At 72.0% G+C, this 20,334-nt stretch carries 17 protein-coding genes; 6 read left to right on the forward strand and 11 right to left on the reverse strand.

Annotation, left to right across the window (positions count from 1 at the left end; all coding sequences use genetic code 11):
• Window positions 1-118 precede the first annotated feature (118 nt).
• The 4 genes from AB0N63_RS10605 to coxB all read right to left on the reverse strand — a co-directional run bounded on the left by AB0N63_RS10605 (window position 119) and on the right by coxB (window position 4,669).
• Window positions 119-1,381, reverse strand: a complete 1,263-nt coding sequence (locus tag AB0N63_RS10605; protein WP_365526923.1) for an Ig-like domain-containing protein — start codon at window positions 1,379-1,381, stop codon at window positions 119-121.
• A 197-nt stretch (window positions 1,382-1,578) separates the two neighbouring features.
• Complete coding sequence (locus AB0N63_RS10610) at window positions 1,579-1,977, reverse strand: cytochrome c oxidase subunit 4 (protein ID WP_365526925.1); 399 nt, start codon at window positions 1,975-1,977, stop codon at window positions 1,579-1,581.
• Window positions 1,974-3,713 carry a cytochrome c oxidase subunit I gene (gene ctaD, locus AB0N63_RS10615; RefSeq protein WP_365526927.1) on the reverse strand — a complete coding sequence of 580 codons (1,740 nt, stop codon included), beginning with the start codon at window positions 3,711-3,713 and terminating at the stop codon, window positions 1,974-1,976. The genes AB0N63_RS10610 and ctaD overlap by 4 nt, the downstream gene beginning before the upstream one ends.
• Window positions 3,710-4,669, reverse strand: coding sequence for a cytochrome c oxidase subunit II (coxB, locus tag AB0N63_RS10620; protein WP_009188185.1), 960 nt, complete (start codon window positions 4,667-4,669; stop codon window positions 3,710-3,712). Before coxB ends, ctaD begins: the two co-directional genes overlap by 4 nt.
• 321 nt (window positions 4,670-4,990) lie before the next feature.
• Between coxB and AB0N63_RS10625 the strand changes: the two genes are divergently transcribed.
• Window positions 4,991-6,376 (forward strand): aminotransferase class V-fold PLP-dependent enzyme, encoded by a 1,386-nt coding sequence (locus AB0N63_RS10625; protein ID WP_365526930.1) that lies wholly within the window; start codon window positions 4,991-4,993, stop codon window positions 6,374-6,376.
• Window positions 6,377-6,450: 74 nt separating this feature from the next.
• On the opposite strand, the gene AB0N63_RS10630 is transcribed toward AB0N63_RS10625, so the two are convergent.
• The gene (locus AB0N63_RS10630) at window positions 6,451-7,425 is read right to left on the reverse strand and encodes a carbohydrate kinase family protein (RefSeq protein ID WP_365526933.1); all 975 of its coding nucleotides are present in this window, start codon (window positions 7,423-7,425) and stop codon (window positions 6,451-6,453) included.
• A 130-nt stretch (window positions 7,426-7,555) separates the two neighbouring features.
• On the opposite strand from AB0N63_RS10630, the gene AB0N63_RS10635 reads away from it, so the two are divergent.
• Window positions 7,556-7,768, forward strand: coding sequence for a hypothetical protein (locus AB0N63_RS10635; RefSeq protein WP_365526935.1), 213 nt, complete (start codon window positions 7,556-7,558; stop codon window positions 7,766-7,768).
• A gap of 260 nt (window positions 7,769-8,028) precedes the next feature.
• Window positions 8,029-9,669 carry a hypothetical protein gene (locus AB0N63_RS10640; RefSeq protein WP_365526938.1) on the forward strand — a complete coding sequence of 547 codons (1,641 nt, stop codon included), beginning with the start codon at window positions 8,029-8,031 and terminating at the stop codon, window positions 9,667-9,669.
• 162 nt (window positions 9,670-9,831) lie between these two features.
• Here AB0N63_RS10640 and erpA read toward each other — a convergent pair whose 3' ends face one another.
• A complete protein-coding gene (gene erpA, locus AB0N63_RS10645; protein ID WP_019522019.1) occupies window positions 9,832-10,188 on the reverse strand; it encodes an iron-sulfur cluster insertion protein ErpA in 357 nt (118 codons plus the stop codon).
• A 317-nt stretch (window positions 10,189-10,505) separates the two neighbouring features.
• Here erpA and nadA point away from each other — a divergent pair, with 317 nt between their 5' ends.
• The gene (gene nadA / locus AB0N63_RS10650; protein WP_365526941.1) at window positions 10,506-11,690 is read left to right on the forward strand and encodes a quinolinate synthase NadA; all 1,185 of its coding nucleotides are present in this window, start codon (window positions 10,506-10,508) and stop codon (window positions 11,688-11,690) included.
• 80 nt (window positions 11,691-11,770) lie between these two features.
• On the opposite strand, the gene AB0N63_RS10655 is transcribed toward nadA, so the two are convergent.
• The 5 genes from AB0N63_RS10655 to AB0N63_RS10675 form a co-directional block, all read right to left on the reverse strand.
• Entirely contained in the window at window positions 11,771-14,875 is a 3,105-nt protein-coding gene (locus AB0N63_RS10655; RefSeq protein ID WP_365526944.1) for an efflux RND transporter permease subunit, read from the reverse strand.
• 203 nt (window positions 14,876-15,078) lie between these two features.
• Window positions 15,079-15,759: a response regulator transcription factor gene (locus AB0N63_RS10660; protein ID WP_365526946.1), complete on the reverse strand. Its 681-nt coding sequence runs from the start codon at window positions 15,757-15,759 to the stop codon at window positions 15,079-15,081.
• Window positions 15,756-17,141 (reverse strand): histidine kinase, encoded by a 1,386-nt coding sequence (locus AB0N63_RS10665; RefSeq protein WP_365526949.1) that lies wholly within the window; start codon window positions 17,139-17,141, stop codon window positions 15,756-15,758. Before AB0N63_RS10665 ends, AB0N63_RS10660 begins: the two co-directional genes overlap by 4 nt.
• 168 nt (window positions 17,142-17,309) lie before the next feature.
• A complete protein-coding gene (locus AB0N63_RS10670) occupies window positions 17,310-17,588 on the reverse strand; it encodes a hypothetical protein (RefSeq protein WP_365526952.1) in 279 nt (92 codons plus the stop codon).
• A 67-nt stretch (window positions 17,589-17,655) separates the two neighbouring features.
• Window positions 17,656-18,447, reverse strand: a complete 792-nt coding sequence (locus AB0N63_RS10675; RefSeq protein ID WP_009188196.1) for a PspA/IM30 family protein — start codon at window positions 18,445-18,447, stop codon at window positions 17,656-17,658.
• A 337-nt stretch (window positions 18,448-18,784) separates the two neighbouring features.
• Between AB0N63_RS10675 and AB0N63_RS10680 the strand changes: the two genes are divergently transcribed.
• On the forward strand, window positions 18,785-19,330 hold the full coding sequence (locus tag AB0N63_RS10680; protein WP_365527054.1) for a DUF3043 domain-containing protein: 546 nt from the start codon (window positions 18,785-18,787) through the stop codon (window positions 19,328-19,330).
• A gap of 80 nt (window positions 19,331-19,410) precedes the next feature.
• Entirely contained in the window at window positions 19,411-20,142 is a 732-nt protein-coding gene (locus tag AB0N63_RS10685) for a methyltransferase domain-containing protein (protein WP_365527056.1), read from the forward strand.
• Window positions 20,143-20,334 lie beyond the last annotated feature (192 nt).

Consider the following 20,334-nt stretch of genomic DNA (forward strand, 5'->3'; position numbering starts at 1 on the left):
GCTCGGGACGGCCCGTAGTCGTGCGGCTGCGGGCCGTCCGTGTCCGGGGGGGCGCTCACGCGGCGGAGCCGCACGTCGGCACAGCCCCGCGCCCCCGGGTTGCGGCGGTCTCCCGGGTCTACAGGCTCTGGGGGCGCAGCCGCGTCGTGTCGCCCTGAGGGGAGCCCTGGGCGCCGGTGAGGGCGCTGCCCTGGAGCCATTTGTCCCAGGACAGGTTCCAGTCGCCGAAGCCGTTGTCGAAGGTCTCCATCTGCTGGCCGGCCGAGTTCACCACCTGGACGATGTCGCCCTCGTGGATGTTGTCGAAGAACCACTTGGCGTTCGGCGTGCTCATGCCCGTGCAGCCGTGGCTGACGTTGGCGCTGCCCTGTGAGCCCACGGACCAGGGGGCCGCGTGGACGAACTCGCCGCTCCAGGTCACCCGGGTGGCGTAGTAGACGGGCAGGTCGTAGGAGTCCGAGGAACCGGCGGCGATGCCGACGGTGGAACTCTTCATCCGCACGAAGTACTGCTTGGCCAGTACGACCTTGACGCCGTTGCGGGTCTCGAAGCCGGGCTTGCCCGTGGTGACGGGGATCTCCTTGACCTTCTCGTCGTTGCGGTAGAGCGTCAGCCGGTGCGTGGCGGCGTCCGTGAGGGCGATGACCCGGTCGCCGGTGGTGACGGTCAGCGGCTTGGCCGCGCCGCCCCACAGCTCGTTGTTGATCCGGATGTTCTCGAGGTTGCTGTGCACCTCGACGGTGGCGTTGGCCGGCCAGTAGTCCCGGGGACGGTAGTGCAGCTGCTTGTCGTCCACCCAGTACCAGGAGCCCTGCACGGCGGGCGTGGACTCGACCCTGAGGCCGCGCTCCACGATGGCGCGCTGCGCCTTGTCCTTGATGGGCTGGTCGAGCTGCGCCACGATGGGCTCGCCGACGCCATAGGTGCCCGCCTCCGGCCCGAACTCCACGTTCAGGCGCTTGAGGGTGGCGGGCTTGCTGGTGTCGACGGTGAGGACCTTGCGGCCGGGTGCCCCGTCGCCGTCCTCCGTGCTCACCGTGACCGTGTAGTGGGCGCCGGCGGCCAGGGGCGAGGTGCTGTGCCAGCGGGCCCCGTCGGCGTCGAGTTCGCCGGAGACGTGGCGGCCCGTGGTGTCCACGGCCGTGACGTCCGTGATCCGGCCGTCCGACCCCTCTGCGGTGACCACCAGGGGCTTGTCCGGGTCGGCCTGTTTCCCGGCTTCCGTGGGGCCGCTGACGGAGATCTGGTCCGCCGCGTCGTACGGGGCGGCGGCCAGGGGATTGCCGTCCGGGCCGCAAGCGGTGGCGCCCGCGCCGAGGGCGGCCACCAACAGGGCACGGCTGACGACGGTGCGGGTACGCGTGCGCGGAGTGGTGCTCATGGCAGCACGCTAGGTAGCTCCGTCAACTTCGGCGCGGTAAGTCGTCCGTTCGGGCGACGCTCGTACGGCGGCCGTGCGGTCGCGGGCCGGATCCGCGGTCCGGTCGCGGGACGGAAGGTCCGTGCGCTCGGGGCGCGGAAAGGCGGGAGCCCGGACCCTCCGTGCGGAGGGTCCGGGCTCCCGGGGTCGAGCGGGTGTCACTGGGTGCGGTTCTCACCGCGGTAGTACTCGAACACCCAGCCCCACAGCGCGATCATGACGAGCGGGGCGCCGAAGTACAGCAGCCACCAGCCGAGCGCCACACCGAGGAAGGCCAGCGCGCCGCCGACGCCGAGGGCGAGCGGCTGCCAGCTGTGCGGGCTGAAGAAGCCCAGCTCACCGGCGTCGTCCGCGACGTCGGCCTCCTTGTTGTCCTGAGCGCCGGCGTCCACCCGCTTGGCCGTGAAGCCCAGGTAGAAGCCGACCATGATGCTCAGGCCGAACGACAGGAAGAGTGCCGTGGTACCGGCCGGCTCCTTCGACCACACGCCGTAGACGATGGCCATGATGAGGAGGAAGGCGCTCAGCCAGATGAACATCTTGCCCTGGATCTTCACTTGCCGGCCTCCTTGCCGCCAGCGAGGGCTGCCTTCTCGCCGTGACCGGCGTTCTCGAGCTGGTCGAGCGCGGCGATCTCCGGGTGGTGCAGGTCGAACGCCGGGGATTCACTGCGGATCCGCGGCAGGGTGAGGAAGTTGTGCCGCGGCGGCGGGCAGGAGGTCGCCCACTCCAGGGAGCGGCCGTAGCCCCACGGGTCGTCGACGCCGACCGGCTTGCCGTACTTGGCCGTCTTCCACACGTTGTAGAAGAACGGCAGGATCGACAGGCCGAGCAGGAAGGAGAAGATCGTCGAGATCGTGTTCAGGGCGGTGAAGCCGTCGGCCGCCAGGTAGTCGGCGTACCGGCGCGGCATGCCCTCGGCGCCCAGCCAGTGCTGGATGAGGAAGGTGCCGTGGAAGCCGATGAACAGCATCCAGAAGGTCATCTTGCCGAGCCGCTCGTCCAGCATCTTGCCGGTGAACTTCGGCCACCAGAAGTGGAAGCCGGAGAACATCGCGAAGACGACCGTGCCGAAGACGACGTAGTGGAAGTGGGCCACCACGAAGTACGAGTCGGAGATGTGGAAGTCCATCGGGGGCGAGGCCAGGATGACGCCGGTCAGACCACCGAAGGTGAAGGTGATCAGGAAGCCGGTCGCCCAGAGCATCGGCGTCTCGAAGGACAGCGAGCCCTTCCACATGGTGCCGATCCAGTTGAAGAACTTCACACCGGTCGGGACCGCGATCAGGAAGGTCATGAAGGAGAAGAACGGCAGGAGCACACCGCCGGTGACGTACATGTGGTGGGCCCACACGGTCACGGACAGACCCGCGATGGCGATGGTCGCGCCGATCAGACCCATGTAGCCGAACATCGGCTTGCGGGAGAAGACCGGGATGACCTCACTGATGATGCCGAAGAACGGCAGCGCGATGATGTACACCTCTGGGTGGCCGAAGAACCAGAAGAGGTGTTGCCAGAGCAAAGCTCCGCCGTTGGCGGCGTCGAAGACGTGGGCGCCGAACTTGCGGTCGGCCTCCAGCGCGAACAGGGCCGCGGCCAGCACGGGGAAGGCCAGCAGGACGAGCACCGCGGTGAGCAGCACGTTCCACACGAAGATCGGCATGCGGAACATGGTCATGCCCGGCGCGCGCATGCAGATGATCGTGGTGATGAAGTTGACCGAGCCGAGGATCGTGCCGAAGCCGGAGAAGGCCAGACCCATGATCCACATGTCGCCGCCGATGCCCGGCGAGTGCACCGCGTCGGAGAGCGGGGCGTAGGCGAACCAGCCGAAGTCGGCGGCGCCCTGCGGGGTGAGGAAGCCGCCCACCGCGATCAGCGAGCCGAACAGGTACAGCCAGTAGGCGAACATGTTCAGCCGCGGGAAGGCCACGTCCGGCGCGCCGATCTGCAGCGGCATGATCCAGTTCGTGAAGCCGGCGAACAGCGGCGTCGCGAACATCAGCAGCATGATCGTGCCGTGCATGGTGAACGCCTGGTTGAACTGCTCGTTCGACATGAACTGCAGACCGGGGCGGGCCAGCTCGGCGCGCATCAGCAGCGCCATCACGCCACCGATGCAGAAGAACGCGAACGACGTGACGAGGTACAGCGTGCCGATCGTCTTGTGGTCGGTGGTCGTCAGCCACTTGATCACGACGTTGCCGGGTTGCTTGCGCCGCACCGGCTGCCCGCTCTCGAAAGAGCCCTCAGCCGCGGCGGCACCCTGAGGTTCGTTGAGGATGCTCACAGGTTGTTCGTCTCCCGGTTCTTCTCGTGGCTCGTCTGCGCGATGCCGGCGGGAACGTAACCGGTCTGCCCCTTCTTAGCGAGGTCCTTGAGGTGCTGCTCGTAACGCTCCGGCGAGACGACCTTCACGTTGAACAGCATCCGGGAGTGGTCCTGGCCGCAGAGCTCGGCGCACTTGCCCCGGAAGGTGCCCTCCTGGTTGGGGGTCACCTGGAAGGAGTTGGTGTGGCCCGGGATGACGTCCATCTTCATCAGGAACGGCAGCACCCAGAAGGAGTGGTTGACGTCCCGCGAGGTGAGGATGAAGCGGACGGTCTTGCCCTTGGGCAGCCACAGGGTCGGGCCGGGGTTCCCGTTCTGCGGGTTCCGCGTGCCCGGCGTGCCGTAGTCGTAGACGCCGCCGGCGTTGGCGGGGAAGTCGTTCTTGAACCGGTCCGGAATGGCCGTCAGGTTCTTGTCGGTCTTCGCGTCACCCGTGGAACCCTGGACGGGCGCCACGTAGTTGAAGGCCCAGCTCCACTGGTAGCCGACGACGTTGACCGTGACGTCGGGCTTCTTGGATTCGTCGAGGAGCTTCGACTCGTCGCGGGCCGTGAAGTAGAACAGCACCGAGACGATGATGAGCGGGACGACCGTGTACAGCGCCTCGATGGGCATGTTGTACCGGGTCTGCGGAGGGACCTCGACCTTGGTGCGGCTGCGCCGGTGGAAGAAAGCACTCCACAGGATCAGACCCCACACCAGCACGCCGACCGCGATCGCGGCGGCCCAGGAGCCCTGCCACAGGGAGAGGATCCGCGGAGCCTCTTCCGTCGCGGGGGTGGGCATACCCAGCCGGGGGAAGTCCTTGTATGTGCAACCGGTTGCGGTCGCCAGGACCAGGCCCGCAGTCAGTGCCTGCAGCAGCTTCCGCCGCATCGGGCGCCGCGGCGAGCGGTCGGAGCCGTTGGGACTCACGTAGCGCCTTCCCGAGAGTCTCGCCCGCGCGGTTGGCTGCGGCCTGCCTTCTCGCTGGTCGGTCGCCGCCCTGCGTCGGGCAGGGGTTTGGATGTTTATGCGGACCAAACCCTACTGGACGCCTTCCGGCGGGTCGCGGGGAGGGGTGCCCAACGCGCCGCGGGTCACGCTGGCGGGTGGGATGCCCCCCGGTGGCGTGGTTTGCGCAGGTGTGTTGGGGCCTCTGACGGTCCGGGAGCAGCGGGTCCGGCGGCGGACGCGGGCCGGTGGCGGACGCTCGCCCGGTTCCCCGCGCCGCTCCGGGGCGCTTAGCGTGGACGTGTGGTCTATTTCGACGCCGCGTCCGGCGCTCCCCTGCATCCCGTTGCCCGGCAGGCGTTTCTCGCCTCCCTCGACGAGGGGTGGGCCGATCCCGCGCGGCTCTACAAGGAGGGGCGGCGGGCGCGGTTGCTGCTGGACGCGGCGCGGGAGGCGACCGCCGAGGCGGTGGGGTGCCGACCCGACGAGCTGACGTTCACCGCCTCCGGGACGCGGGCCGTGCACTCCGGGATCGCGGGGGCGCTGGCCGGCCGGCGCCGGGTCGGGGATCACCTGATCGTGTCAGCCGTAGAACACTCCTCGGTGCTCCATTCGGCCGAGGCGCACGAGGCGCAGGGCGGTTCCGTCACCCGGGTCCCGGTGGACCGCGGGGGCGCGGTGGACGCCGCGGCGTACGCCGGGGCGCTGCGCGCGGACACCGCGCTGGCCTGTCTCCAGTCCGCCAACCACGAGGTGGGCACCGAGCAGCCGGTGGCGGAGGTGGCCGGGGCGTGCCGGGCGGCGGGAGTGCCGCTGCTGGTGGACGCGGCGCAGTCGCTGGGCTGGGGGCCCGTGCCGGGCGACTGGTCGCTGCTGGCGGCCAGCGCGCACAAGTGGGGCGGACCGCCCGGGGTCGGGCTGCTCGTGGTGCGCAAGGGCGTGCGGTTCGCGGTGCGGGGGCCGGTGGACGAGCGGGAGTCGGGGCGGGCGGCCGGGTTCGAGAACATCCCGGCGATCGTGGCGGCGGCGGCCTCGCTGCGGGCGGTGCGCGCGGAGGCGGCCGGTGAGGCGGCGCGGCTGCGGGAGTTGACGGGACGGATCCGGGCGCGGGTGCCGCATCTGGTGCCGGACGTGGAGGTGGTGGGCGATCCGGAGCGGCGGCTGCCGGGGATCGTCACCTTCTCCTGTCTCTACGTCGACGGCGAGGCACTGCTGCACGGACTGGACCGGGAGGGCTTCGCCGTCTCCTCGGGCTCGTCCTGCACCAGCAGCACGCTGACGCCGAGCCATGTGCTGCGGGCGATGGGCGTGCTGAGCGAGGGCAACGTACGGGTGTCGCTGCCGGCGGGGACGTCGGCGGAGGACGTCGAGCGGTTCCTGACGGTGCTGCCCGGGGTGGTGGCGGGGGTGCGGGAGAAGCTGGGCGCCGGGGCGCCGCCCGCGCCGCGGGCGGCCGCGGCCCGGGAGGAACTGGTGCTGGACGCGCTCGGCAAGCGCTGCCCGATCCCGGTGATCGAGCTGGCCAAGGTCATCGGGGACGTCCCGGTCGGCGGCACGGTACGGGTCCTGGCGGACGACGCGGCGGCACGCCTGGACATCCCGGCGTGGTGCGAGATGCGGGGCCAGGAGTACGTCGGCGAGGAACCGGCGGCCGAGGGCGCGGCCTACGTCGTGCGCCGGATCGCCTGAGCGGGGACCGGGCAGCGGCCGCTCTCGTGTGGCGGCCGCTGCCCGGTCCGGCCGTGGCGGTGCGCGGCGCGGGGTCAGCCCAGGTGGGCGCGGACCTCGCGGGCCGCGTCGTCGCCGTAGGCCTTGGTGAAGCGCTCCATGAAGTGGGCGCGGCGCAGCGTGTACTCCTGGGTGCCGACGGTCTCGATGACCAGTGTGGCGAGCATGCAGCCGACCTGCGCGGCGCGCTCGTGGTCCACGCCCCACACCAGGCCGGAGAGGAAACCGGCGCGGAAGGCGTCGCCGACGCCCGTCGGGTCGGCCTTGCGCTCCTCGTCCGGGCAGCCGACCTCGATCGGCTCCTCGCCCACGCGCTCGATGCGGACGCCGCGGGCGCCGAGGGTGGTGACCCGGTGGCCGACCCGGTCGAGGATCTCGGCGTCGCTCCAGCCCGTCTTGGACTCGATGAGGCCCTTCTCGTACTCGTTGGAGAAGAGGTATGTCGCGCCGTCCAGCAGCGTGCGGATCTCCTCGCCGTCCATGCGGGCGATCTGCTGGGAGAAGTCCGCGGCGAACGGGATGGAGCGCGAGCGGCACTCCTCGGTGTGCCGGAGCATCGCCTCCGGGTCGTCGGCCCCGATCAGCACCAGGTCGAGGCCGCCGACGCGGTCCGCGACGGTCTTCAGCTCGATGAGGCGGGCCTCGCTCATCGCGCCGGTGTAGAAGGAGCCGATCTGGTTGTGGTCGGCGTCCGTGGTGCACACGAAGCGGGCGGTGTGCAGGGTCTCGGAGATGCGGACCGAGGCGGTGTCGACGCCGTGCCGGTCCAGCCAGTCGCGGTACTCGCCGAAGTCGGGGCCCGCGGCGCCCACCAGGACGGGGGACGTGCCGAGCTGGCCCATGCCGAAGGCGATGTTGGCGCCGACGCCGCCGCGCCGGACGTCCAGCTGGTCGACCAGGAAGGAGAGCGAGACCGTGTGCAGCTGGTCCGCGACGAGCTGGTCGGCGAAGCGGCCGGGGAACGTCATGAGGTGGTCGGTGGCGATGGAGCCGGTGACAGCGATGCGCACGGCGTGGACTCTCCTGCCGGAAGGGGGTTTGACGCTTCACGCTACCCGCTCGGCGCGGACCGCTGAAGCGGGCGAAACTACCCGATAGTAGGTCTTTCCCGGACGGTCGTGCCGTGCTTACGGTTCGCCCATGACGAACCCCGAGGCCCACAGCCGTCCCGTCCCGGCCGATCAGGACACCGACCTGGCCACCCTGCGCGGGGACTGCGCCCGGATGGCGCCCCACTGGTCCACGCCCGAGCGCCACGCCGCCCGCCCGGTCCCGCCGTCGCGCATCCACGGCGTGTCCGTGCCCGCGTCGGCCGCCCGGCTGCTGGACGCCATGGCGGAGTACGGCGACTGAGGGCGCGGTACTCCGACCGGGTGGCGTACGCCTGCTGACTACGGATTGCTCCGGCTGAGCGTTCGGATTGCTCCGCCCGGGCGTTCGGCGCCGGTGCGCCCGGCGGGCGGCCCGCGCGCGGCGGGAACCGTACGCTCCCCCGCCGCGTCCCATCGCCGCCCCCGTTCGGGGGATGCGGGACACGACCCGCCGGCCGATCACTTCCACAGGGCCGGTCGGGTGCCGACCCCGGGAAGTACGGCAGCCGAAGGAGCGATGCGGTGAACACCGAGCGACCCGACCACGACGACGCGGCCGAGGCCGCGGGGAACGGCGCAGCGGGCGGCGGCGCCTCCGGGACCGCTCCCGGGCCCGGGGCCTCCGGGACCGGCGAGGACACCTCGGGCGGGGACACGGCGCGTACGGAGGGCGGCGAGCGGTCCCGGTGGGGGCGCGGGCCGCTGATGGCGGCGTCGGTGGCGGCGGCCGTGCTGCTGGTGGGCGGCGGCGGGGCGTACCTGGCGGCCGGCGCCTCGGACGGCCGCACGGAGTCGGCCGCGCCCGCCGGACAGGGCACTCCCCCGCCGCTGGTCCTCGACGGCTACTCCGCCCGGGGCACGGGCGGCTCCGGGACGGCCGGCATCGCGCCCGGCGAACCCGACCCCTACGGCGCCGCCTACCGGGCGGCAGGCGCGCTGCCCGCCGGTCCGGGATCGGCGCCCGTCTACACGGCGCGGGGCGAGGTCACCCGCGAGGAGGCGGCCCGGCTGGCGAGGGCGTTCGGCGTCGAGGGCGCTCCGGTGGCCGAGGCGCGGGCGTGGCGGGCCGGGGCCGCGAAGGACGGGTCGGGACCGGTGCTGCGGGTGGACCGGCAGGCGCCGGGCTCCTGGACGTTCAGCCGGTACGCACCGGGCACCGACAACTGCAAGGGCGTGACCTGCGCGCACGGCCCCATCGCTCCGGCCGGCCGTCCGGTGAGCGTGGCGGCGGCCGAGAAGGCGGTGGCCCCGGTGCTGACGGCGGTGGGCCAGGGCGACGCGGCGGTGGACGCGGGCCACGTCATGGGCGCCCAGCGGGCGGTGACCGCCGAGCCACGGGTGGGCGGCCTGCCCACGTACGGTTGGACGACCGATCTGGTCGTCGGCGTGCGGGGCGAACTGGTCGGCGGCAGCGGGCTGTTGAAGCCGCCGGCGAAGGGGGACGCGTATCCGGTGCTGAGCGCGCGCAGGACGCTGGACCTGATGAACGCGGCGCCCCGGACCGACCACCGCATGGGCATCGGCGGCTGCGCGAGTCCGGTGCCGCGCAAGGACCGGCTGGAGGCGCCCTGCGGCTCCTCCTCGGGCGGGTCGGTCAAGGGCGGGACGCTGACACTGACCGTGGACAAGGCGGTGTTCGGGCTGGCCTCGCGCACCTCCGAGGGGCGGCGGACGCTGGTGCCGTCCTGGTTGTTCCAGGTGCGCGGGGCGGCCGGGCAGGAGAGCTACACGGTGGCGTACCCGGCCGTCGACCCCCGGTATCTGGCCTCGTCGGCCGGTGGGCCGGCGGCGCCGTCCGGGCCGGGGGAGCCGAAGCCGAGCGGTCCGGGCACCGCCGCCCCGGTCACCAGGGACGTGCCGGTGACGGCGTACGGCGTCCAGGGCGATGAGCTGACGGTGACCTTCGAGGGCGGGGTGTGCTCGGACTACAAGGTGGCCGCGCGCGAGGCCGCCGACCGGGTGACGGTCACGGTGACCGAGAGGCGGTGGCCGGACCGGGTGTGCATCGCGATCGCCAGGATCTACCACCGGACGGTTCCGCTGGAGCGTCCGCTCGGCGAGCGGAAGGTGTTCGGGTCGGACGGGGACCCGGTCCCGCTGGAGCGCCCCGCCGCCCGGACGACCGACGCGCCGCACGCGAACAAGGGGCAGCCGGTGCGGTAGGCGGCCGGGGGCGGCGGACGACGCCGCCCGCGGTGGACCGTGCGGGAGACGGACGGGAGCGCACACGGAGCGGTCCGCATGCGGAAGGCGGCGGTCCCCCAGGTGGGGGCCGCCGCCTTCCGTCAGATCCGTTCCGTCGGGACGCTCACGCGTCCGGCCGGGTCAGCTGAAGGAGTCGCCGCAGGCGCAGGAACCCGTCGCGTTCGGGTTGTCGATCGTGAAGCCCTGCTTCTCGATGGTGTCCACGAAGTCGATGGTGGCGCCGCCCAGGTACGGGGCGCTCATCCGGTCGGTTACGACCTTGACGCCGCCGAAGTCCTTGACGACGTCGCCGTCGAGGGAGCGCTCGTCGAAGAAGAGCTGGTAGCGCAGGCCGGAGCAGCCGCCGGGCTGGACGGCGACGCGCAGGGCGAGGTCGTCACGGCCTTCCTGGTCGAGCAGGGCCTTGACCTTGGACGCGGCGGCGTCGGTCAGAACGATGCCGTCGGTGACGGTGGTGGTCTCGTCCGATACGGACATCTACATCTCTCCCGGGTTGTACGGAGACTGCTTGCCGACGAGTGCAACCGGCGAGGCCGCGGATTCATTCCGGGCCGAGCACTTGCCTTCTCACGTGTCCATGCTCGTCCTCTTCATGCTCGCACACGCGCCGGGCCGCGGACAGGGCCGCACGGATCGGGCGCACCGATGCGACGAAGACGACAACGGGGGCAACGGCTGCGGACGAGAAGTCGCCGGGATTCACGTCACATCGACGCTATGGGCATCGTCAAAGTGACGTGAAGCGGTTATGATAGATAACGTCAATTAGACGAAAAGTAGAAAGGGTGCGTGTCGTGACCACCGCCCAGCCCCAGGAGCTCGACGTCCAGCCGACGCCGCTCGCCCTGCTGCTGCTCGGCCGCGAGGCCGACCCGAGGAGCGAGCGCGGCGTCGACTGCCCCGGCGAGCTGCCCTCCCCGTCCGACCCCGATCTGGTGGCGCGCGCCCGCGCCGCCAAGGACAAGCTCGGGGACAAGATCTTCGTCCTCGGCCACCACTACCAGCGTGACGAGGTCATCCAGTTCGCCGACGTCACGGGCGACTCCTTCAAGCTGGCCCGCGATGCCGCCGCGCGTCCGGACGCGGAGTACATCGTGTTCTGCGGTGTGCACTTCATGGCGGAGTCCGCGGACATCCTGACGAGCGACGAGCAGAAGGTCGTCCTGCCGGACCTGGCCGCCGGGTGCTCGATGGCCGACATGGCGACGGCCGAACAGGTCGCCGAGTGCTGGGACGTGCTGACCGAGGCCGGCATCGCCGAGCAGGTCGTGCCGGTGTCGTACATGAACTCCTCGGCCGACATCAAGGCGTTCACCGGCAAGCACGGCGGCACCATCTGCACCTCGTCCAACGCGAAGCGCGCCCTGGACTGGGCGTTCGAGCAGGGCGAGAAGGTGCTGTTCCTGCCCGACCAGCACCTCGGCCGCAACACGGCGGTACGGGACATGGGCATGTCCCTGGAGGACTGCGTCGTCTACAACCCGCACCGGCCGAACGGCGGTCTGACCGCCGAGGAGTTGCGCGCGGCGAAGATGATCCTGTGGCGCGGCCACTGCTCGGTGCACGGCCGCTTCAGTCTGGAGTCGGTCCAGGACGTGCGGGCGCGCATCCCCGGCGTCAACGTCCTGGTGCACCCGGAGTGCAAGCACGAGGTGGTCGCCGCGGCGGACCACGTCGGCTCGACGGAGTACATCATCAAGGCGCTGGAGGCGGCCCCGGCCGGCTCCAAGTGGGCCATCGGCACCGAGCTGAACCTGGTCCGCCGCCTGGCGAACCGATTCGCTCCGGAGGGCAAGGAGATCGTCTTCCTCGACCGGACGGTCTGCTTCTGCTCGACCATGAACCGCATCGACCTGCCCCACCTGGTGTGGGCCCTGGAGTCCCTGGCCGAGGGCAACCTGGTGAACCGCATCGAGGTCGACAAGGAGACCGAGGCGTTCGCGAAGCTGGCCCTGGAACGGATGCTGGCGCTGCCGTAACGGCGGCCCGCGCCCCGGCGAGAACCGCGACGGCCGGACTCCCCCGAAGGGAGTCCGGCCGTCTTCGTGTCCGGGTGGCGTCAGACGCCCGCCGGTTCCAGGTCCTCCGTCTTCGCCGCCCGCTTCGCCTCGCGCTTCTTCGCACGGCGCTCCTTGCGGAGTTCCAGCATGGCGTAGAGGGTCGGGACGAGGAGGAGGGTGAGGAGGGTCGAGGTGACCAGGCCGCCGATCACGACCACCGCCAGCGGCTGGGCGATGAAGCCGCCCTCGCCGGTGACCCCGAGCGCCATCGGGAGCAGGGCGAAGATGGTGGCCAGCGCCGTCATCAGGATGGGCCGCAGCCGGTGCCGGCCGCCTTCCAGCACGGCCTCCACGACGCCGTGGCCCTGCTTGCGGTACTGGTTGATCAGGTCGATCAGCACGATCGCGTTCGTCACCACGATGCCGATCAGCATCAGCATGCCGATCATCGCGGGCACGCCCATCGGGGTGCCGGTGACGATCAGCAGGCCGAGCGCGCCGGTGGCCGCGAACGGGATGGACACCAGCAGGATCAGCGGCTGGGCCAGCGACCGGAAGGTGGCGACCAGCAGCATGAAGACGATCGCGATCGCCGCGAGCATCGCCAGGCCGAGGTTCTTGAACGCGTCGTTCTGGTCGGAGGTGACGCCGCCGATCTCGGCCGTCGCGCCCGCCGGGAGCTTCAGCGCCTTGATCTTCGACTGGAGCTTGGTGCTGACCGCGCCGGTGTTGTCGCCGGTCGGCTTGGCGGTGACGGTCGCCGCCCGCTGGCCGTCGATCCGGGTCATCGACACCGGCCCGTCCACCAGCCGCACGGTGGCCACGTCACTCAGCTTCACCGGCCCCAGGCGCAGGTCCCTGAGCTGCGCCAGCGTCTCGGCGGGCCGCGCCGACCGGATGACGACGTCCCGCTCGGTGTCGCCCAGGACCGCCTTGGCGGCGGTGGTGCCCCGCACCGACTGGGCGACGGCCAGGCCGAGCGTCTGGTCGTCGAAACCGGCTGCGGCCGCCTTGGCGTTGGCGCGCACCGAGATGCGGGGCACGCTCTGCGAGAGGTCGCTGGTGACGTCGGTGACGTCGTCCAGCCCCGCGACGGTCTTGCGGACCTGCTCGGCCGCGGTGCGCAGCACGTTCGCGTCGGACGCCTTGACGACGACCTTCAGGTCCTGGTCGCCGAAGCCGTCGCCGGCGTTGACCGTGGTGGTGCCGATGCCGGACAGTTTGTGCAGGCCGTCCTCGAGGTGGGCGCGGACGTCGTCGGCGGAGGCCGAGTCCTCCAGCATCACCTGGTACGAGGCGTGGTGGGAGTCGGTGGAGCCTCCGAAGGCCGCCATGAAGCCGGACGAGCCGACAGTGACCTGGTAGTCCTTGACGCCCTCCGTGCCGGCGAGCAGCTTCTCGACCTTGCGCGCCGCGGCGTCGGTCGCCGCCAGGCCGGTGCCGGGCGCGAGCTGCTGCCTGACGCTGAGCACCTTCTGGTCGCCGGAGTCGAAGAAGTTCGTCTTCAGCAGCGGGGTCATGCCGAACGTGCCGATCAGCACCACGACCGCGATCAGCACACTGGTCAGCCGGCGCCGGGTGGCGAACCGCAGGACGGGGACGTAGAAGCGCTGGAGGCGGCTGTTCGCCTCCTTCTCCTCGGCCCGGCGACGGGCCTGGTCGGCCTCGGCGGGCGTGCCCTTGGGCGCGCGCAGAAACCAGTACGACAGCACCGGCACCACCGTCAGCGACACCAGCAGCGAGGCCAGCAGGGCGGCGGTGACGGTGAGGCTGAACGGCCCGAACAGCTCGCCCACCATGCCGCCGACCAGGCCGATCGGCAGGAACACGGCGACCGTGGTGAGCGTGGAGGAGGTCACCGCGCCGGCCACCTCGCGCACGGCGTTCAAGATGGCCTCGCGCCGCTCCTCGCCGTAGCCGAGGTGCCGCTTGATGTTCTCCAGGACCACGATCGAGTCGTCCACGACCCGGCCGATGGCGATGGTCAGCGCGCCCAGCGTCAGCATGTTCAGCGACAGGTCGCGCGTCCACAGCACGATCAGGGCCAGCACCACCGACAGCGGGATGGACACCGCCGTGACCAGCGTGGAGCGCACCGAGGCCAGGAAGACCAGGATGACCAGGACCGCGAAGAGCAGCCCGAGCGCGCCCTCGGTGGTCAGGCCGTCGATGGACTTGGCGACGGCCGGACCCTGGTCGCTGACCGTGGTGATCTTCGCGTCGCCGCCGAGCGCCTCGCGCAGGTCGGGCAGCTTGTCCTCGACCGCGTGGGAGATGGCGACCGCGCTGCCGTCGTGGTCCATGGTGACGGCGACGGCCAGGCTCGGCCGGCCGTCGGTACGGGTGATGGAGTCGGCCTTGGCCGCCTCCTGCTTCACCGTCGCCACGTCGCCGAGGCGGACGGGCTTCTTCGCCGCCTCCCCCTGACCGGTGACCATCAGGTCCCGGATCTGCCGCAGCGAGGTGAGGCCGCCGCCGACCTGGACGGTGCGGTTGGCGCCGCCCTCGTCGAAGGAGCCCGCCGGCACGGTGGCGCCGCCCGCCTGGAGCGCCTGGGTGAGCGCGGCGGAGGTGAGCCCGGCCGCGGCGAGCTTGCGGTCGTCCGGGGTGACGGTGACCTGGAGGTCGCGCACGCCGTCCACGGTGACCTGGCCGACGCCGTCGATGTTCTTCAGCTCCGGGACGACCGTCCTGTCCAGCTGGTCGGCCAGCGCCTGCTGGTCCCTGCCCGAGGTGACGGCCAGCACCACGGTCGGGATGTCGTCGGTCGAACCGGCGACGACCTGCGGGTCGACGTCGTCCGGCAGCTTGGGGCGGGCCCGGTTGACGGCCTGCTGGACATCGGCGACGAGCTGCTGGGTGTCGTTGCCGTAGTCGAAGGACGCCGTGATCACGGCGCTGCCCTCACTGGCCGTGGAGGTGACGCCGGTGATGCCGTCGACGGCCTTGAGGTTGTCTTCCAGCGGCTCGACGACCTGCTTCTCCACCACGTCCGGCGACGCGCCCTGGTAGGGCGCCAGCACGGACACGATGGGCAGCTCGATCGTGGGCAGCAGCTGCTGTTTGAGCTGGGGTATGGCGATCGCCCCGAACGCGAGCGCCACCACGGACATCAGTCCGATCAGGGCCCGCTGGGCGAGGCTGAACCTGGACAGCCAGGACATCGGTCAGGGTCTCTCTTCTGTGAGCGGCGGTGCGCCGGGCAAGCGGCACGGGCGCGCAGCTGCGCCCCACCCCTACACCCTGGGTCATCGGCGGGGGCCGTTCCGTAGGCCTCTGGTCCCGTTCCTTACGGCGCCCATACTCCCGGCGCAGTACAGCCGCATCGAGGCCGCTCCACCCTCGGACGTAGCGAGGTGGAGAGGGGTCACTCCACCCTGGGGCGGACCAGTCCGGACTCGTAGGCGATGACCACCAGCTGGGCCCGGTCGCGGGCGCCGAGCTTGGCCATCGCCCGGTTCACATGCGTCTTGACGGTCAGCGGGCTGACCGCCAGGCGCTCGGCGATCTCGTCGTTGGAGTGGCCCCCGGCGACCTGGACCAGGACCTCGCGCTCGCGCACGGTCAGCGCCTCCAGCCGCCCGGAGCGGGCCGGGTCGCGGCCGTCGTCGGCGTCGCCCTGGGCGAGGAAGCGGGCGATCAGCCCTTTGGTGGCGACCGGGGACAGCAGTGCCTCGCCCTGGGCGGCGATCCGGATGGCGCTGAGCAGCTCCTCCGGTTCGCTGCCCTTGCCGAGGAAGCCGGAGGCGCCCGCGCGCAGCGCCTGCACGACGTAGTCGTCCACCTCGAAGGTGGTCAGGATGACCACCCGGACGTGCGCGAGGGCGGAGTCGGCGCTGATCAGCCGGGTGGCGGCGAGGCCGTCGGTGCCCGGCATCCGGATGTCCATCAGGACCACGTCGGCGCGCTGCTCCCGGGCCAGGCGCACCGCCTCGGCGCCCTCGGACGCCTCGCCGACCACCTCCATGTCGGGCTCGGAGTCGACGAGCACGCGGAAGGCGCTGCGCAGCAGGGCCTGGTCGTCGGCGAGCAGGACACGGATCGTCATGCGGCATCCCCCGGGGCGGGCGTACGGGCTTGGGCGTGGGGCTGGGTGCGGAGCGAGGTGGGGGGCGGGGTGTGGGTCGTCGCGGGCAGGATCGCATGGACCCGGAAGCCGCCGCCGTACCGGGGGCCGGTGGTGAGGGCCCCGCCGAGGGCGGTGACGCGCTCGCGCATGCCGAGCAGACCGTGGCCGCCCGTGGGGGTGGGGGTGTCGGCAGCGGGGGTGCCTTCGGAGGTCTCCAGGGCTTCGGGGGCCGCGGTCGCGTCGGCGGCGGGGGCGCGCCCGCCGGTGCCGGGGGCGGGTCGGGGTGTGCCGGGGGCGGGTCGGGTGGTGCCGCGTGCGCCGTCGTCCAGGACCGTGATCTCGATCCTGGGCCCGACGCGTACGACGCTGACCTCGGCCCGCGCGCCCGTTCCGGCGTGCTTCTGCACATTGGTCAGCGCCTCCTGGACGACGCGGAACGCGGCCAGGTCGACGGCGGCGGGCAGGGTCGTGCCGCCGTCGGCGCGGGCGACCTCGACGTGCAGCCCGGCACTGCGGAAGGTGCCGACGAGTTCGTCCAGGCGGTCCAGGCCGGGGGCGGGCTCGGTGGGCGCCTCCGGGTCGTCGGACTGCCTGAGCAGCCCGACGGTGGCGCGCAGCTCGTTGAGCGCGGAGCGGCCCGCCTCGCGGACGTGCGCCAGCGCCTCCTTCGCCTGGTCGGGACGCTTGTCCATGACGTGCGCGGCGACTCCGGCCTGCACGTTGACCAGGGCGATGTGATGGGCGACCACGTCGTGCAGATCGCGCGCGATGCGCAGCCGCTCCTCGGCGACGCGGCGGCGGGCCTCCTCCTCGCGGGTGCGTTCGGCGCGCTCGGCGCGTTCGCGCATGGCCCGGACGAAGGCGCGGCGGCTACGGACGGCGTCGCCGCCGGCGGCGGCCATACCGGTCCAGGCGAAGATGCCGAGGTTCTCCTGCGCGTACCAGGGCAGGGGCCCCGCGAGCATCGCGGCGCCGGTCAGCACGACCATCGTGGACAGGCCGAGACGCCAGGTGGTGGTGCGGTCGGTGCTCGCGGCGACGGTGAACAGGGCGACGACGACCGACATCGCGACGGGGGCGCGCGGGTCGCCGGTGACGCACTCGATCAGGGAGACGGCGCCGGTGACGGCGAGGACGGTGCGCGGGGCGCGGCGGCGGAAGACCAGCGCGACGGCGCCGAGGGTCATCAGGACCAGGCTGAGGGCCTCGGGCCTGCGGACGGCCCAGCTCACGCCGCCCGCTTCGTTCGGGTCCACGAAGGAGCCGGCCACCATGCACACCAGGACGGCGGCGGCGAGGGCCGCGTCCAGGGCGAAGGGGTGTGCGCGGAGCCCGCAGCGGGCGCGGTCGAGGGGGGTCACGGGTGCCAACGGTAACTTGGGCGGGGACGCTGGGCGCCGTTACCCGGAAAGGCACCCGGAGGACGCCGGGCCCGCCGCCCCCCGCACCCCCGCTGCCGGCCCGGACGGCCTCGTCCTCACACGCCGGACGGGCCGGAAACGCAGGCGAGGCTCGGGGGCGCCCTCGCCTCACCCCGGGATCAAGCCGTCGTCGCTGAGCAGTTCGCGGACCTCCTCCAGGGTGGCGTCCGGGGACGGGAGGATCAGGTCCGAGGGCTCCAGGGAGTCGTCCGGGAGGGGATCGCCCAGGGCGCGGACCTTGTCGAGGAGGGCGGTCAGGGTGCGGCGGAAGCCGGGGCCGTCGCCGTTCTCCATCTCGGCCAGGAGTTCGTCGTCCAGCTTGTTGAGTTCGGCGAGGTGGCTGTCGGCCAGCCTCACCTGTCCCTCCCCCATGATCCGTACGATCATGTCGCCCTCCTCGGCGGCGTAGGACCCCGGCTGTCGGTGACGTGACGTGGCGTGCTCCGCGCCCTGCCTACTGCTTGTCGAAGCGCGGAGCGTCCTGCGGCTGCTGCTGGGGCTGCGCCTGGTTCTGGCCGCCCTCGATGGCCTGCTGCGGGGCGCCGCCGGCCAGCTCGGCCTTCATGCGCTGCAGCTCCAGCTCTACATCCGTACCACCGGAGAGGCGGTCCAGCTCGGCCGCGATGTCGTCCTTGGCCATGCCCGACGGGTCGTCGAGGGCGCCGGAGGCGAGCAGTTCGTCGATCGCGCCGGCCCGGGCCTGGAGCTGCTGGGTCTTGTCCTCGGCGCGCTGGATGGCCAGGCCGACGTCGCCCATCTCCTCGGAGATGCCGGAGAACGCCTCGCCGATCCGGGTCTGCGCCTGGGCGGCGGTGTAGGTGGCCTTGATGGTCTCCTTCTTGGTCCGGAAGGCGTCCACCTTGGCCTGCAGGCGCTGGGCCGCCAGGGTGAGCTTCTCCTCCTCGCCCTGAAGGGTGGAGTGCTGCGTCTCCAGGTCGGTGACCTGCTGCTGGAGCGCGGCGCGGCGGGACAGGGCCTCGCGGGCCAGGTCCTCACGGCCGAGCGCCAGCGCCTTGCGGCCCTGGTCCTCCAGCTTGGAGGACTGCTGCTGCAGCTGGTTCAGCTGCAGCTCGAGGCGCTTGCGGCTGGTCGCCACGTCGGCGACGCCGCGGCGGACCTTCTGCAGCAGCTCCAGCTGCTTCTGGTACGAGTAATCGAGGGTCTCGCGCGGGTCCTCGGCCCGGTCAAGGGCCTTGTTCGCCTTCGCGCGGAAGATCATCCCCATACGCTTCATGACACCGCTCATGGGCTTCGCGCGCCCCCTTCTGACGGACTCCAGCTCACAGCTCTGCGACAGAACCCACAGTACGGGCCCTGCATCCATTACCGCACTGTTCGGACGCGGATGCGGTCATCCCCAAGGACGACTGCGTACGCCACCGCTCCGGCCCAGGGAGTAGGTGATCCCCGGGAGCGCCGGACCGCCGCGGTCGTGCCGTCCCCCTGTTCTCCTTCAGACGTCCGGTGTTGCCGGATCGTTCCCGGCCGGGCTGTGGTCCATGCGGGTCAAGCCCTTACCCTTGGGATTTGTGTTCCGTAGCCGTGCCAAGGAAGAGAAGGCCCCGGTCGCCGACAAGGCCCCGGTGAGCATCTCCAAGCAGCCCCGTGACCCTCAGGCCCCCAAGGGCCGTCCGACGCCGAAGCGGAGTGAGGCCCAGTCCCAGCGACGCAGCGTCGCCACCACGCCCACGACGCGCAAGGACGCCGCCAAGCGGCAGCGCGAGGAGCGCCGTGTCGTGCTGGAGCGCCAGCGCCAGGCGCTGGCCAACGGCGACGAGCGCTACCTCCCGGCCCGCGACAAGGGCCCGGTGCGCCGCTTCGCGCGCGACTTCATCGACTCGCGGTTCAACATCGCCGAGTTCTTCCTGCCGATGGCCGTGGCCATCCTCGTGCTGACCATGGTGCGGGTGGGCTACCTCCAGCAGGTCGCGCTGCTGCTGTGGCTGGTGGTGATCGTCCTGATCGTGCTGGACTCCGTCGTCAGCGGCTTCCGGCTCAGGAAGCGGCTCGCCGAGCGCTTCCCGGACCAGAACACCAAGGGCGCGGTCGCCTACGGTCTGATGCGCTCCCTGCAGATGCGTCGGCTGAGGCTGCCGAAGCCGCAGGTCAAGCGGGGCGAGCGGCCCTGAGTACGACCGCTTTCTCCGGGGACGCGGCCGATTCCTGGCTGACCAGGCTGGGCGGGCTGCGCGATGTCGTACGGCAGGAACTGGTCGCCCGGCAGCTGGAGGAGCAGATAGCCGGGCGGTTCCCCGTGGGGCAGCGGCTGCGGGTGCTCGACGTGGGGATGGGCCAGGGCACGCAGGCGCTGCGCCTCGCGCGCGCCGGTCACCAGGTGACCGGCCTGGAGCGGGACGAGACGATGATCTCCGCGGCGCGCGCGGCGCTGGCCCGCGAGCCGGAGGGCATCCGGGCGCGGATGCGGATCGTCGAGGGCGACGGCCGGGACACCGGGGTGCACTTCCTGCCCGGCAGTTTCGACGTGGTGCTGTGCCACGGCGTGCTGATGTACGTCGAGGAGCCGGACGCGCTGCTCGCCGGACTGGCGCGGATGCTCGCGCCGGGCGGCCTGCTGTCGCTGCTGGTGCGCAACGGCGACGCGCTGGCGCTGCGGCCCGGCCTGTCCGGTGACTGGGCGGGCGCGCTGGCCGCCTTCGACACGACCGCCTACCGCAACCGGCTCGGCCTGGACGTCCGCGCGGACCGGCTCGCCGATCTGACGGCGACGCTGGCCGGCATCGGGGCGCCGCTGCACTCCTGGTACGGGGTGCGGGTCTTCACGGACACGGCGGCGGACGGCACGGAGCCGCCGGCCGACCTGGAGACCCTGCTCGCCGCCGAGGAACGGGCCGGCCGCACCGACCCGTACCGCTCGGTGGCGGCGCTGCTGCATCTGTGCGGCGTACGGGGGCTGAGCCTCTCCCCGCGTGCGGGGGCTTGAGCTTCCTCCGGCGGGACGTTCCGCCGGCGTACGGGGCTGGGCCTCCTCGGGCGGGTCTCCCCCGGCGCACCGGGCTGGGGCTTTGCGGGCGTACGGGGCGGGGGCTCCCCGGAATCCCGAACCGCCCCGGCGGGACGTCCTCCCCCGGCGCACGTTCGGGTGAGCTGTGCGGGACGGGGCGCGGAGGCGGGG

Source organism: Streptomyces sp. NPDC093260 (genome assembly GCF_040683715.1).
Taxonomy (GTDB): Bacteria; Actinomycetota; Actinomycetes; order Streptomycetales; family Streptomycetaceae; genus Streptomyces; species Streptomyces sennicomposti.